The following is a 13,095-nucleotide window of genomic DNA, read 5'->3' on the forward strand; positions in this document are numbered from 1 at the left end:
GTTCTCGTCGTCGGCGTCGTCCGCCGCCTCGTCCGCGACATCGTTCCTGTCGTCGTCCGACACCTGCACGCTCGACCGCTTCACGGGCGCCTCGTCGTCGCCCGAGACCGCGACGGCGGTCGCGGTGCCGCCGCCGATCAGGGCCGCGGCCGCGACGGTGGCGATGACGATGTTGCGCTTCATGGGGTTCCTCCCGATAACGAGTGGTTGCGACCGGCTTGTTGGCTGCCGTGTGCTTTCGACGGGAACCAATCTGCCCGACCGACTCTGAAGCCGACCTGAAGCCCCCTGAAGCCGTCTTCAGGTTCCGTTTGCCAAGCTGGGCGCATGCGCCTGTTGATCGTGGAAGATGAGAAGCGGCTCGCGGTGTCGCTGGCCAAGGGGCTGACGGCCGAGGGATACGCCGTGGACGTCGTCCACGACGGGATCGATGGCCTGCACCGGGCGAGCGAGGGCTCGTACGACCTCGTGATCCTCGACATCATGCTGCCCGGTATGAACGGCTACCGCGTGTGCGCCGCCCTGCGCGCCGCGGGGCACGACGTGCCGATCCTGATGCTCACCGCCAAGGACGGCGAGTACGACGAGGCCGAGGGCCTCGACACGGGCGCCGACGACTACCTGACCAAGCCGTTCTCGTACGTCGTCCTCGTCGCCCGTGTGAAGGCCCTGCTCCGGCGGCGCGGCCCGGCCGGCGGCGCCTCGCCCGTGCACGTCGTCGGCGACCTGAAGCTCGACACCGCCGCCCGCCGCGTCTTCCTCACCGAGGCCGAAGTCTCCCTCACCACCAAGGAGTTCTCGGTCCTGGAACAGCTCGTCGTGCGCGCCGGCGAGGTCGTCTCCAAGGCCGACATCCTCGAACACGTCTGGGACTTCGCCTACGACGGCGACCCCAACATCGTCGAGGTCTACATCAGCACCCTCCGCCGCAAACTCGGCGCCCAGCTCATCACGACCGTACGCGGCGCCGGTTACCGCCTGGAGGCCCGGCCGTGAAGCGCTTCTTCGGCTCGGTCCGGGCCCGCGCGACCTTCGCCGCGACGTTGGTCGTCGCCGTCGCCCTGGTCGCGGCGGGCGCGGCCGTGCTGCTGTCGCTGCGGTCCAGCCTGATCGGGCAGGCGACCACCCAGGCCGAGTCGGAGGCCCGCACGGTCGCCACGAAACTGGCCCAGGGGGTCGCGTACGCGGACCTGGACCTGGACGACGGGGACGACAGCCCCGTCCAGGTTCTGGACCAGCGGGGCGAGATGGTCGCGGCCGGCGAGGACGTGGAGGCGATGAGTGCCACGGCCGACGTCCGTGGCCGGCCGAGCGTGAGCGCGAGCCCGGCGACCGTCGAGGACGACGCCGACGACGACGAGGCGGAGGCGGAGGCGGACAGCGCGCTCACCGCCGGTCAGGTCGCCGATGACGTGAGCATCAGCCAGGGCAGCGCGACGGTCGACGGCGAAACCGGTGACTACCGTTTCGCCGAGCTTCCGCTGGTCTCGAAGGGCGGTGTCCCGCTGACCGTCTACGCGGGCTCCCCGCTCTCCGTCGAACAGGACGCCGTCAGCACCGCACTCACCACCATGCTCATCGGCTTCCCCCTGCTGCTCCTCACCGTCGGCGGAGCCACCTATGTCGTCACCGGCCGGGCCCTGCGCCCCGTCGAGGGCATCCGTTCCGAGATGGCGGCGATCACGGCCTCCGAGGACCTCTCCCGTCGCGTCCCCGAGCCGGACACGCACGACGAGATCGCCCGCCTGGCGCGTACGACGAACGAGACGCTGGCCGTGCTGGAGACCTCGGTGGAGCGGCAGCGCGCGTTCGTCGCGGACGCCTCGCACGAGCTGCGCAGCCCGATCGCTTCCCTGCGCACCCAGCTCGAAGTGGGCGCGGCGCACCCGGAGTTGCTGGACCTGGAGGGGGCGGTCGAGGACACCGTACGACTGCAGGGCCTCGCCGGCGACCTGCTGCTGCTCGCCCGCCTGGACGCGGGGGAGCGGCCGCCGCCGGACGCGCGCTTCGACCTGGCGAAGGTCGTACGGGACGAGGTGGCGTCCCGGGACGGCGTGACCCTGGACAGCGTCGACTCCGTGGAGCTGCGCGGCTCGCGCAACCAGATCTGCCGCGTCCTCGGCAACCTCCTGGACAACGCCCGCCGGCACGCCCGGGACCAGGTCGCCGTCACCCTGCGTATCACCCCCGACCGGGCGATCCTCCAGGTGACCGACGACGGCTCCGGCGTCCCCCGTGCCGACCGCGAACGCATCTTCGAACGCTTCGTCCGCCTCGACGAGTCCCGGGCGAGGGACGACGGCGGCGCGGGCTTGGGCCTCGCCATCGCCAGAGACATCGCCACTCGCCATGGGGGCACCCTGACGGTCGACGATGCCCTCGGCGGAGGCGCACTGTTCGAGCTACGGCTACCCCGGTAGGCCCAGGGGCGCCCTGAATCCCCCGCCCGACAAAGGGGGCCCGGGGAACTGCGCGACCAGCCACGACGTACCCGCAGCCGACACTCGACCGGCAGTCTCCCGGCTCACCCCGACCGAGGGTTACGGCTTACCGCGGTGGCTCCGGAGGTGTTCCGCGATCGGCGCCAGCGACTTGTGCAGCTCCTCCAGCGCCTCCTCCGGCAGCAGATCGATGAAGTGCCGCCGCACGGAGGCGACATGATGCGGCGCGACCCGCTGCATCGTCTCCATGCCGTGCTCCGTCAGCACGGCGAACAGCCCGCGCCGGTCGGACTCGCAGTTCTCACGGCGCACCAGGTCCGCGTTCTCCATGCGGGTGACCTGGTGCGAGAGGCGGCTCTTCGACTGGAGGGTGGCGGCGGCGAGGTCGCTCATCCGCATCCGCCGGCCCTCCGACTCGGAGAGGTTCACCAGGATCTCGTAGTCGTTCATTGTCAGGCCGAACGGCTGCAGGTCCCTTTCGAGCTGGTGCGTCAGCAGCCTGTTGACGTCCAGATGGGTGCGCCAGGCGCACTGCTCCGCATCGGTCAGCCAGCGCGTGGCCGTTTCGGTCTCCATGAATGAAGTCTACCTAAAATGTTGAAAGGCGAACTAGTGAGGGTTCGGCGATGCCGGTCGTACGGACAGGTCGGGTGTTACGGGTTGGAGCATGACAACGCGCACACGTTCGATGTCACACTCCGCAGACTACCGCTCACAGCCCGAAGCGACGCTGGAGGTCCCCCAGCTGTCCGGGAAGGCGCGGTGCGCCCGCCGGCTGTCCGTGGTGACCGGGTGCCCCACCGCCGCCGGGCACGCCCGGCTCGTGCGGGACCGCACCCGTGGCCTGCTCGGCCATGAGGGTCTCGGAGGACTGGAGCAGGACCGTGCCCGCCCCGACGAACTCGAACTGGTGCTCCTCGCCCGAGGCGCCGCCCAGGCCCGTCATCGCACGTAGGCCGCCCATGAGGCCTGTCATGTACCCGTGGTCGTAGTGGTGGCACGGCGAGGGGCAGTCGGCCCACCCGACCAGAGCCTGCGGGTCGACCCGGATGGGGGGTTCCATGAACACCACCGGGCCGTTGGAGGCCGCCACGAACTTGCCCGTTCCGATCAGGGTCAGGAAGCCCGGAACGATGGACTGCTTCAGCGCGAGACTTGGCTGAAAAGCGAGGAGATTGCCCGAGCGAATGGTCAGGTTGCCCTCTTCGAGGTCGTACGAATTGACGTCGAAGGCCCGGTCGGCGAGGAGCATCTTGCCGGAGCCCTCGGCCACGACCCAGTCGCTCGCGTGCAGAGGCGAATGGAACGACGAACGGACGAGACGGTCCAGTCGGCCGTGTCCGACGCCGTTGAAGTCCATCTGGCCGTAGTAGGCGATCATCTTGCCCTTCTGCAGGAACCACTGGCTCCCCTTGAGCTCCACGCAGAAGGTGTAGTTGTTGACGTTGTCGTCGGACGGCAGCGTCATCGGGTCGTGGACGGTCGGGCCGGCGCCCGGAGCCCCGTACATGCTCACAGCTTCTCCTCCGAGGCCTGGACGTACACCGCACCACTGCCGCTCAGCTCCAGCTGGAACGCCTCGCCGGAGCCCCGGCCCACCATGTCGCGCCAGCCGAGCGCGGTGGACAGCTTGTTGCGTACGTCGCCGTGGTGCGCCACGTACGCCTGCGGGTCCACGTGGACCGGGCGCTGGGGGGTGATCGGGACCTCGATGACCCCGCCGTGCGCCATGACCGCGACCGCCCCGTGCCCCTTGAGGGTGGTGGTGAACAGGCCCTGGCCCGTCACCTGGCCCCGGACCATGCCCATGACGCCGCCCTGCGAACCCATGAACATCGTGCCCTGCTGGAGGGTGCCGTCGAAGGCCAGCAGGCGGTCGGCCTCGACGTAGAGCGTCTCGCCGGTCAGGTTGATCACCTGGATGTGGTGACCACCGTGCCCGAACAGGACCGTGCCGCTGCCCTCGACGGTCATCAGCGGGGTCGCCTCGCCCGCCACACGGCGGCCGATCATCGACGCGATACCGCCCTGGCCGCCCTGCGTGTTGGGGGTGAAGGACACCTCGCCCTTGTAGGCGAGCATCGCGCCGCGCTGGCTGAACAGCCGCTGGCCCGGCATCACGGTCGCCTCGATCATCTTCGAGTTGATCTCACGGAAGGCCATGTCACACGTCTCCCGCCACCGTGTTGCGCTCGCTGGGCTGGACGTAGACGAGCCCGTCGCCCTCGAAGCGGATCTGGAAGGCCTCGCCGCCGCCCTCGCCCATGAACGTGCGGAATGTCACACCGGACTGGAAGGACTGCTGGAGGTCGCCCTGGTGCGCGATGTACGCCCCCGGGTCCACCGTCAGCGGGTACTGGCGGCTCACCCGCAGCACCACCGCCGGACCGTCGGACATGATCGCCGCCTGGCCGTGGCCCTCGATGGTCGTGGTGAACAGGCCGTTGCCCTGCGAGGCGCCGCGCAGCCCCGTGAAGCTCGTGCCCGTACGCAGCCCGGAGTCCGTCGCGAGCAGATTGCTCGACTCCACGTACAGTTTGTCCCCCTGAAGACCCACGAGGTTGATCTCGGAGGCCCGGTCCGCGAACCAGCAGGTTCCTTGCCCCGTCACCTCCATCAACGTCATCTGTTCGCCCGTGAGGCGCCGCGTCACCATCCCGCGCAGGCCCTCACCGCCGCCGCTCAGCTTCTTGAACGACATCTGACCGTCGTACGCGACCATCGAGCCGTTCTTCGCCTTCACGGCGTCCCCGGTCATGTCGACGGCCAGCACTTTGCTGCCTTGAAGTCGGAACATTGCCACGTGGTGACGGTAACCGGTCGATGCCCGGACAGGACAGGTCCCAGAGGGGGATCTCGACCCCGAAGGGACCCCTAGGGCCATCAGGAGGTTGACGGATGCCAGAATGGGCGGTGCTTGTGCTTCCGTTCACAAAGATCGACCAGCGGCGCGAGGACTCGCCCCGCCAACTCCACCGAGGTGACCCGTGGATATAAAGACCGCCTCCGCCCTCCGCCGCCTGCGCCTCGTCTCCGCCCCCGAGGCCGTTTCCTTCCTGCTGCTGCTCGTCTGCTCCGTGCTCAAGCGCACCACGGAGTTCAACGCGGTGCCGGTGATGGGCTGGGTCCACGCCATCCTCTTCCTCCTGTACCTGGTCTTCTGGGCCGACGCCTGGAACCGCGCGAAGTGGTCCCTGAAGACCGCCGCGCTCTACTTCGCCCTTTCCGTCCTGCCCACCGGCGGGTTCTTCGCCGACCGCAAGCTCCGCCGCGAGGCCGAGAACGCGGTCGGCGCGGCGTTCGCCTCCCGCGCCCGCAACGAGGACGAAGGGGCCGTGAAAGCGTGATCGTCGCCTTCTCCGTGACCCCGCTCGGCGTCGGTGAGGACGTGGGGGAGTACGTCGCCGACGCCGTACGGGTCGTCCGCGCATCGGGCCTGCCGAACCGGACCGACGCCATGTTCACCTCGATCGAAGGCGAGTGGGACGAGGTGATGGACGTCGTACGGCGAGCGGTCGCCGCCGTCGAGGAGCGCGCACCCCGCGTCTCCCTCGTCCTCAAGGCCGACATCCGGCCCGGCGTCACCGACGGCCTCACGTCGAAGGTGGAGAGGGTGGAGCGCCACCTGTCCGCGTAGGCCGCCGCCCCGCTGCGTACCGCCGTTCCGCCGAAACCCCGGTCCTTGTGGGCCGGGGTTTTCTCGTGCCGCGCTGTTGTCGGCTGCGGGTGGCGGGGGCTGCACGGGGCGCAGCCCCTGCTTCTCAGGGGCTGCGGGGACTGCGCGAACGGCCCCACGCACCCGCATTCGCCCACGCACCCGCAGCTTCCCGAGCGGTCAGGCACGCAACCCGTTCAGCCCAATTTAGTTGGACTCACCACTCGATCAGGCCTTTCGTGTGTGTATCGACTCGTTCGATCGGGCACTGGAGGGCGCCGTGCGGCCGGAGGGATACGACTACGACAGCCACAGCAGACTCGCCGGGCCGCTCACGGAGGCGGCAGTAACGGCGTACCGGGTGCAGTACCGCAAGCTCCTCTCGAAAGAGCCGCATCGAATACGGGCCGTGCTGCTGATGACGCTGGCGCCGCTGCTGACCGGCGCCCTGCTCGTCTATCTGGTCTGGCCCACCCACTGGGTGGAGCGTGAGGGCGAGGACAGGTGGCTCGTGGGGCTCGACATCACGATGCTGACCGCCATCGGGCTCATCGAGCTGTTCATGGTCGTCAACGTGGTGTCGATCGCGCACGCGACGATGGTCGCGTGCGATCCCGTACCGGTCGTCCCCGAACCCGGCACCCGCGTCGCCTTCCTCACCACATACGTCCCGGGCAAGGAACCCCTCGCCATGGTCCGGGCCACCCTGGAGGGCGCCACCCGGCTCCGGCACACCGGCCACCTCGACGTCTGGCTCCTCGACGAGGGCGACGACGACCAGGCCAGGGCCCTCTGCGAGGAACTCGGCGTCCGGCACTTCACCCGCAACGGCGTCCCCGAGTGGAACCGGCCGAAGGGCGCTCACAAAGCCCGTACCAAACACGGCAACTACAACGCGTGGATCGCCCAGCACGGCGACGCGTACGAGTTCTTCGGCTCCGTCGACACCGATCACGTGCCGCTCCCCGACTTCCTGGAGCGGATGCTGGGGTATTTCCGCGACCCGGACGTCGCCTTCGTCGTCGGACCGCAGGTGTACGGGAACTACGTCACCCCGGTCACCAAGGCGGCCGAATCCCAGCAGTTCCTCTTCCACGCCCTCATCCAGCGCGCCGGCAACCGCTACCGCGCCCCCATGTTCGTCGGCACCAACAACGTCGTACGCGTCGCGGCCCTGAAGCAGATCGGCGGGCTGTACGACTCCATCACCGAGGACATGGCCACGGGCTTCGAACTGCACCGGCACCGGAATCCGAGGACGCGCGGGCACTGGCGGTCCGTGTACACGCCCGATGTGCTCGCGGTGGGGGAGGGGCCGGCGTCCTGGACGGACTTCTTCGCTCAGCAGATGCGCTGGTCGCGCGGCACGTACGAGACGCTGTTCAAGCAGTACTGGAAAGCGCCCTTCACGATGCCCTGGGGGCGCCTCTTCTCGTACACGCTGATGCTCGTCTACTACCCGATGACGGCCCTCAACTGGCTGCTGGGCATCGTCAGTTGTGTGCTGTTCCTGTGGTTCGGGGCGTCCGGTACCCAGGTCACCGCCTCCGTCTGGCTGATGCTCTACAGCGACGCGGCCGCCCTCCAGGTGGGGCTGTATCTGTGGAACCGCAGGCACAACGTCTCGCCGCACGAACCGCAGGGGTCGGGCGGGCTCGCCGGGATGGCGATGTCGGCGCTCTCCGCGCCCATCTATCTGAAGTCCCTGGGCGCCGCCGTGTTCCGGCTGCCCTGCCGTTTCGTCGTCACGCCGAAGGGCGGTGACGCGAGTGCCGACCGGCTGCTGACCTTCCGGATCCATCTGTTCTGGGCGGCCGTGCTCGCGTCGTCGCTGACCGCGTCGTTCGTCCTCGGCCACACCCATGTGGCCATGCGCACCTGGGCCGTCCTCGCCATGGCGATCTCGCTCGCGCCTGTCGGCATATGGGCCGTCACCCGGATCGCCGACGGCAAGGAACCCGCGCCCGCCACCCCGCCCGCCCCCGCGCCCGCCCCCGCGCCCGCCCCCTCCGTCTCCGGCACCACGACAGGAGGCAACTAGTCCATGGCCCGCCAGCTCTCGGGGAAGACCAAGAAGTACCTGCTCGGGTTCGGCGCCGTCGCGCTGCTCGCCGGTCTCAACGCCCCGGCCGCCGTCGGGTTCGCGCAGGAGCGGTACTACGCGTGGAAGATCGCCCAGCCCGGCTACCAGGCCCAGTACGGCTCGTGGACGCAGGTCGACATCCCGAAGCGGTTCCGCACGAACGCCATCCACGCGGCCCTGCTGCACACAGGGAAGGTGCTGATCGTCGCCGGGTCGGGCAACGAGCAGAAGAAGTTCGACAAGGGGTCCTTCGACACCGTCCTGTGGGACCCGGTGCGGAACACCTACAAGAAGATCCCCACCCCCGTCGACTTCTTCTGCGCCGGACATGCCCAACTCCCCGACGGCAGGCTCCTGGTGGCCGGCGGCACCGCCCGCTACGAGCTGCTGGAGGGCGAGGTCGAGCGCGCCGGCGGCGGCATGCGGGTCAAGAACGAGAACCCCGACAGGGCGGTGGTCCTGAAGAAGGGGACCCGCTTCCGCTCACCCTCCGGCGTCGAGTACGTCAGCCGCTTCGACGTCACCGTCCCCAAGGCGAAGCGCGGCTTCGACATCACCTACGACGCCGACGGTGTGATGCAGCCCTGGAAGACCGAGGTCACCGCGAGCGAGGCCCGCGTCTTCGTCGAGGCCGTCGACAAGGGCGCGGAGTCCGTCATGCCCCGGCCGGCCCAGTACGAGATCCTCGGGCTCAAGGGCGAGGACGCCGAGAACACGTACGGCCTCTCCGAGAAGATCACCCTCGACAAGCAGGACTTCCAGGGGATCAGGGCGGCGTACGAGTTCGACCCGAAGGCCGAGAAGTATGTGCCGGTCGCCCCGATGGAGAAGGCCCGCTGGTACCCGACGCTCGTGGGACTGGAGGACGGGCGGGTGCTCGCCGTCTCCGGCCTCGACGATGTGGGGGTCGTCGACCCCGGTGACAACGAGATCTACGACCCGGGGAAGAAGAAGTGGAAGCCCGGGCCGAAGCGGTACTTCCCCACCTACCCCGCCCTCTTCCTCACCAAGGGCGGCAAACTCTTCTACCCTGCCTCGAACGCCGGCTACGGGCCCGACGACCTCGGCCGTGAACCCGGTCTGTGGGACCTGCGGACCAACAAGTTCGAGAAGGTGCCGGGCCTGACCGACCGCGACCGGACGGAGACCTCGGCGGCCGTACTGCTGCCGCCCGCCCAGGACCAGAAGGTGATGATCCTCGGCGGCGGAGGCGTCGGCGAGTCCAGGAAGGCGACCTCGCGCACCGCGGTCATCGACCTCAAGAAGGAGAACCCGGCCTTCGAGGACGGCCCCGATCTCCCCCAGGGCACCCGCTATCTGAACAGCGTGCTCATGCCCGACGACACCGTCTTCACCTCCAACGGTTCCGGCGACTACCGGGGGCGCGGCGCCAGCAACATCCTCAAGGCGCAGTTCTACGACCCGAAGTCCAACTCCTTCCGGGGGGCCGCCGCCCCCAAGGTCGGCCGCAACTACCACTCCGAGGCTCTGCTGCTGCCCGACGGCCGCGTCGCCAGCTTCGGCTCCGACCCGCTCTTCGACGACCAGCAGAACACCAAACTGGGCCACTTCGAGCAGCGCATGGAGATCTACACACCGCCCCTCCTCCACAAGTACGGCAAGAAGCGCCCCGTCCTCGGCGACGGACCCCAGGAGGTCGACGCCAAGGGCCGCGCCACCTTCGCCACCACCCACCCCGAACGTGTCGCCGACGCCCGTCTGATGCGGCCCAGCGCCGTCACCCACAGCACGGACGTCGAACAGCGGTCCATCGCCCTGGAGGTGACGAGGACCCGCGACTCGGTCACCGTCGACGTACCGGCGGACCGGACCCTCGTCCCGCCCGGCTGGTACATGCTCTTCGTGACGGACGGGGAGGGGACGCCGTCGGAGGCGAAGTGGATCCAGATCAAGTGACGCGGGTGACGCAGGTGACGTGGTGGGCGGGTGGCCGCCCTTGCGCCTTGGAGTTGCGCGCCCCGGCCCCCGCGCGTAGTCCGGCCATGCCTGTCCCGCCACCGGCCCGCCCCGGCACTCCTCGCAATCGTTCCGTGCGGCGGGAAGGCGGCTCGGCTGCGACACCGGTCGGAGGGTGTGGTGCGGGCTCCGTGGGCTGACCGAAAGGCGAGACGGGGCTGACCAGTATGTGACCGGCCGGTAAGGTCGATGCCGTGCCGAAGCCGCTCAGCCTCTCCTTCGACCCCATCTCGCGCGCCGACGAGCACTGGAAGCAGCGCTGGGGAAACGTCCCGTCCATGGCCGCGATCACATCGATCATGCGCGCCCAGCAGATCCTGCTGGCGGAGGTCGACGCGGTGGTCAAGCCGTACGGGCTGACGTTCGCGCGCTATGAGGCTCTCGTGCTGCTCACCTTCTCCCAGAAGGGCGAGCTGCCGATGTCCAAGATCGGCGAGCGGCTCATGGTGCATCCCACGTCCGTCACCAACACCGTCGACCGTCTGGTGAAGTCCGGCCTCGTCGACAAACGCCCCAACCCCAACGACGGCCGCGGCACCCTCGCCTCCATCACCGACAAGGGCCGCGAGGTCTGCGACGCCGCCACCCGCGACCTCATGTCCATGGACTTCGGCCTCGGCGCCTACGACGCCGAGGAATGCGCCGAAATCTTCGCGATGCTCCGACCGCTGCGGGTGGCTGCGGGGGACTTCGAGGAGAGCTGAGCCGGCCGCCGAGGGGCGCTCGAAGATCGTTCGAAACCGGTGGTTACGCTCATACGCATGAAAAAGAGCGTGCTGACCCGCTATCGCGTCCTGGCCTACGTCACCGGTGTGCTGCTGGTCCTGCTGACCCTCGGCGTGATCGCCAAGTACCTGCTCGAGCTGGACGGCGCGGACAGCTTTACGCAGGTCGTCGGTATCGCGCACGGCTGGCTGTACGTGCTGTACCTGGTCTTCGCCTTCGATCTCGGCTCCAAGGCGAAGTGGCCGGTGCGCAAGCAGTTGTGGGTGCTCCTCGCGGGCACGATTCCCACGGCTGCCTTCTTCGTGGAGCGCCAGATCTCCCGCGAGGTCGAGACCAAGATCTCGGACGGTTCTCCCGCGGTTGCCAAGGCGTGAGTGCTTAGCCGCACCGGCTGACCTGTGTCGCCTCACCCCACCGCCTGACTCCTACCGCCGTACGGGTGCGCGTACGGCGGTCTGCCGTCGGCATTTACTAGGGCATCCTAGTAAATTGGGGTCATGGACGCTGACGCCATCGAAGAGGGACGCCGACGCTGGCAGGATCGTTATGACTCCGCGCGGAAGCGGGAGGGGGACTTTACGACCCTTTCCGGGGATGCGGTGGAGCCTGTGTACGGGCCCCGGGCGGGGGACGCGTACGAGGGGTTCGAGCGGATCGGGTGGCCGGGGGAGTATCCGTTCACGCGGGGGCTGTATCCGACGGGGTACCGGGGGCGGACGTGGACGATCCGGCAGTTCGCGGGGTTCGGGAACGCGGAGCAGACGAACGAGCGGTACAAGATGATCCTCGCCAATGGGGGCGGGGGATTGTCCGTCGCTTTTGACATGCCGACTCTGATGGGGCGGGACTCCGACGATCCGCGGTCGCTCGGTGAGGTCGGGCACTGTGGGGTCGCCATCGACTCCGCCGCCGACATGGAGGTGCTGTTCCAGGGCATTCCGCTGGGCGATGTCACCACGTCCATGACGATCAGTGGGCCCGCTGTTCCCGTTTTCTGCATGTATCTCGTCGCCGCCGAGCGGCAGGGCGTCGATCCGGGCGTGCTCAACGGGACGCTCCAGACCGACATCTTCAAGGAGTACATCGCGCAGAAGGAGTGGCTCTTCCAGCCCGAACCGCATCTCCGCCTCATCGGTGACCTCATGGAGCACTGCGCCGCCGAGATTCCTGCCTATAAGCCGTTGTCCGTCTCCGGGTACCACATCCGCGAGGCCGGGGCCACCGCCGCGCAGGAGCTGGCGTACACGCTCGCGGACGGGTTCGGGTACGTGGAGCTGGGGCTCAGCCGGGGGCTGGATCCGGATGTGTTCGCGCCCGGGCTGTCCTTCTTCTTCGACGCGCATCTCGATTTCTTCGAGGAGATCGCCAAGTTCCGTGCGGCCAGGAGGATCTGGGCGCGGTGGATGCGCGATGTGTACGGGGCGCGGACCGACAAGGCGCAGTGGCTGCGGTTCCACACACAGACCGCCGGGGTCTCGCTGACCGCGCAGCAGCCGTACAACAACGTGGTGCGTACGGCGGTGGAGGCGCTGTCGGCGGTTCTCGGCGGGACCAACTCCCTGCACACCAACGCCCTCGACGAGACGCTGGCTCTCCCGAGCGAGCAGGCCGCGGAGATCGCGCTCAGGACCCAGCAGGTGCTCATGGAGGAGACCGGGGTCGCCAACGTGGCCGATCCGCTGGGTGGTTCGTGGTACGTCGAGCAGTTGACGGATCGGATCGAGGCCGACGCGGAGAGGATCTTCGATCAGATCAAGGAGCGGGGGCTGCGGGCGCATCCCGATGGGCAGCACCCCATCGGGCCGATCACGTCCGGGATTCTGCGGGGGATCGAGGACGGGTGGTTCACCGGGGAGATCGCGGAGTCGGCCTTCCGGTACCAGCAGGCCCTGGAGAAGGGGGAGAAGCGGGTCGTCGGTGTCAACGTCCACCATGGGTCCGTGACCGGGGATCTGGAGATTCTGCGGGTCAGTCATGAGGTGGAGCGGGAGCAGGTTCGGGCGCTGGGAGGGAGGAAGGCGGATCGGGACGACGCCTCCGTCAGCGCCGCCCTCGACGCGATGCTCGCTGCCGCGCGGGACGGGTCCAACATGATCGGGCCGATGCTTGACGCGGTGCGGGCCGAGGGGACGTTGGGGGAGATCTGTGGGGTGCTGCGGGAGGAGTGGGGGGTGTATACGGAACCGGCGGGGTTCTAGGTGCCGTTGCCCCCC

General features: G+C 68.8%; 13 protein-coding genes and 1 pseudogene. 9 read left to right on the forward strand and 5 right to left on the reverse strand.

Translation table 11 applies throughout. The features are described from left to right. A pseudogene (locus tag ACFU53_RS23095) lies at positions 1–183 on the reverse strand (peptidase propeptide and YpeB domain protein); the annotation flags it as partial. A gap of 144 nt (positions 184–327) precedes the next feature. Here ACFU53_RS23095 and ACFU53_RS23100 point away from each other — a divergent pair. Together ACFU53_RS23100 and ACFU53_RS23105 are read left to right on the forward strand one after the other, a co-directional pair. Further along, positions 328–996, forward strand: coding sequence for a response regulator transcription factor (locus ACFU53_RS23100; protein WP_383995438.1), 669 nt, complete (start codon positions 328–330; stop codon positions 994–996). Further along, positions 993–2,420 (forward strand): ATP-binding protein, encoded by a 1,428-nt coding sequence (locus tag ACFU53_RS23105; RefSeq protein WP_383995441.1) that lies wholly within the window; start codon positions 993–995, stop codon positions 2,418–2,420. Before ACFU53_RS23100 ends, ACFU53_RS23105 begins: the two co-directional genes overlap by 4 nt. Before the next feature lie 120 nt (positions 2,421–2,540). Here ACFU53_RS23105 and ACFU53_RS23110 read toward each other — a convergent pair whose 3' ends face one another. From ACFU53_RS23110 to ACFU53_RS23125, 4 genes are all read right to left on the reverse strand, one after another. Then, positions 2,541–3,017: a MarR family winged helix-turn-helix transcriptional regulator gene (locus tag ACFU53_RS23110; RefSeq protein ID WP_383995444.1), complete on the reverse strand. Its 477-nt coding sequence runs from the start codon at positions 3,015–3,017 to the stop codon at positions 2,541–2,543. Positions 3,018–3,153: 136 nt separating this feature from the next. Continuing rightward, positions 3,154–3,951 carry an AIM24 family protein gene (locus ACFU53_RS23115; RefSeq protein WP_383995530.1) on the reverse strand — a complete coding sequence of 266 codons (798 nt, stop codon included), beginning with the start codon at positions 3,949–3,951 and terminating at the stop codon, positions 3,154–3,156. A gap of 2 nt (positions 3,952–3,953) precedes the next feature. Continuing rightward, positions 3,954–4,604, reverse strand: coding sequence for an AIM24 family protein (locus ACFU53_RS23120; protein WP_152171721.1), 651 nt, complete (start codon positions 4,602–4,604; stop codon positions 3,954–3,956). Between the two features lies 1 nt (position 4,605). Further along, positions 4,606–5,238: an AIM24 family protein gene (locus tag ACFU53_RS23125; protein WP_383995533.1), complete on the reverse strand. Its 633-nt coding sequence runs from the start codon at positions 5,236–5,238 to the stop codon at positions 4,606–4,608. Between the two features lie 190 nt (positions 5,239–5,428). On the opposite strand from ACFU53_RS23125, the gene ACFU53_RS23130 reads away from it, so the two are divergent. The 7 genes from ACFU53_RS23130 (at position 5,429) to ACFU53_RS23160 (ending at position 13,080) form a co-directional block, all read left to right on the forward strand. Next, entirely contained in the window at positions 5,429–5,788 is a 360-nt protein-coding gene (locus ACFU53_RS23130) for a DUF3817 domain-containing protein (protein ID WP_383995449.1), read from the forward strand. After that, positions 5,785–6,078 (forward strand): MTH1187 family thiamine-binding protein, encoded by a 294-nt coding sequence (locus ACFU53_RS23135; protein WP_383995452.1) that lies wholly within the window; start codon positions 5,785–5,787, stop codon positions 6,076–6,078. The genes ACFU53_RS23130 and ACFU53_RS23135 overlap by 4 nt, the downstream gene beginning before the upstream one ends. A 298-nt stretch (positions 6,079–6,376) precedes the next feature. Further along, complete coding sequence (locus ACFU53_RS23140) at positions 6,377–8,137, forward strand: glycosyltransferase family 2 protein (RefSeq protein ID WP_383995455.1); 1,761 nt, start codon at positions 6,377–6,379, stop codon at positions 8,135–8,137. A 3-nt stretch (positions 8,138–8,140) separates the two neighbouring features. After that, entirely contained in the window at positions 8,141–10,096 is a 1,956-nt protein-coding gene (locus tag ACFU53_RS23145; protein ID WP_383995458.1) for a galactose oxidase-like domain-containing protein, read from the forward strand. A gap of 254 nt (positions 10,097–10,350) precedes the next feature. Next, the gene (locus ACFU53_RS23150) at positions 10,351–10,860 is read left to right on the forward strand and encodes a MarR family winged helix-turn-helix transcriptional regulator (RefSeq protein WP_037695482.1); all 510 of its coding nucleotides are present in this window, start codon (positions 10,351–10,353) and stop codon (positions 10,858–10,860) included. A 57-nt stretch (positions 10,861–10,917) separates the two neighbouring features. Next, positions 10,918–11,256 (forward strand): DUF3817 domain-containing protein, encoded by a 339-nt coding sequence (locus ACFU53_RS23155; RefSeq protein ID WP_383995461.1) that lies wholly within the window; start codon positions 10,918–10,920, stop codon positions 11,254–11,256. A 123-nt stretch (positions 11,257–11,379) separates the two neighbouring features. Then, entirely contained in the window at positions 11,380–13,080 is a 1,701-nt protein-coding gene (locus tag ACFU53_RS23160) for a methylmalonyl-CoA mutase (RefSeq protein ID WP_383995464.1), read from the forward strand. The last annotated feature ends 15 nt before the right edge of the window (positions 13,081–13,095 follow it).

The organism is Streptomyces sp. NPDC057474 (assembly GCF_042802555.1).
Classification (GTDB): domain Bacteria; phylum Actinomycetota; class Actinomycetes; order Streptomycetales; family Streptomycetaceae; genus Streptomyces.

Coding starts and splice junctions, on each gene's coding strand:
- ACFU53_RS23110 (WP_383995444.1), bottom strand. CDS start 3,017: ATGGAGACCGAAACGGCCACGCGCTGGCTGACCGATGCGGAGCAGTGC.
- ACFU53_RS23125 (WP_383995533.1), bottom strand. CDS start 5,238: ATGTTCCGACTTCAAGGCAGCAAAGTGCTGGCCGTCGACATGACCGGG.
- ACFU53_RS23145 (WP_383995458.1), top strand. CDS start 8,141: ATGGCCCGCCAGCTCTCGGGGAAGACCAAGAAGTACCTGCTCGGGTTC.
- ACFU53_RS23100 (WP_383995438.1), top strand. CDS start 328: ATGCGCCTGTTGATCGTGGAAGATGAGAAGCGGCTCGCGGTGTCGCTG.
- ACFU53_RS23115 (WP_383995530.1), bottom strand. CDS start 3,951: ATGTACGGGGCTCCGGGCGCCGGCCCGACCGTCCACGACCCGATGACG.
- ACFU53_RS23160 (WP_383995464.1), top strand. CDS start 11,380: ATGGACGCTGACGCCATCGAAGAGGGACGCCGACGCTGGCAGGATCGT.
- ACFU53_RS23155 (WP_383995461.1), top strand. CDS start 10,918: ATGAAAAAGAGCGTGCTGACCCGCTATCGCGTCCTGGCCTACGTCACC.
- ACFU53_RS23120 (WP_152171721.1), bottom strand. CDS start 4,604: ATGGCCTTCCGTGAGATCAACTCGAAGATGATCGAGGCGACCGTGATG.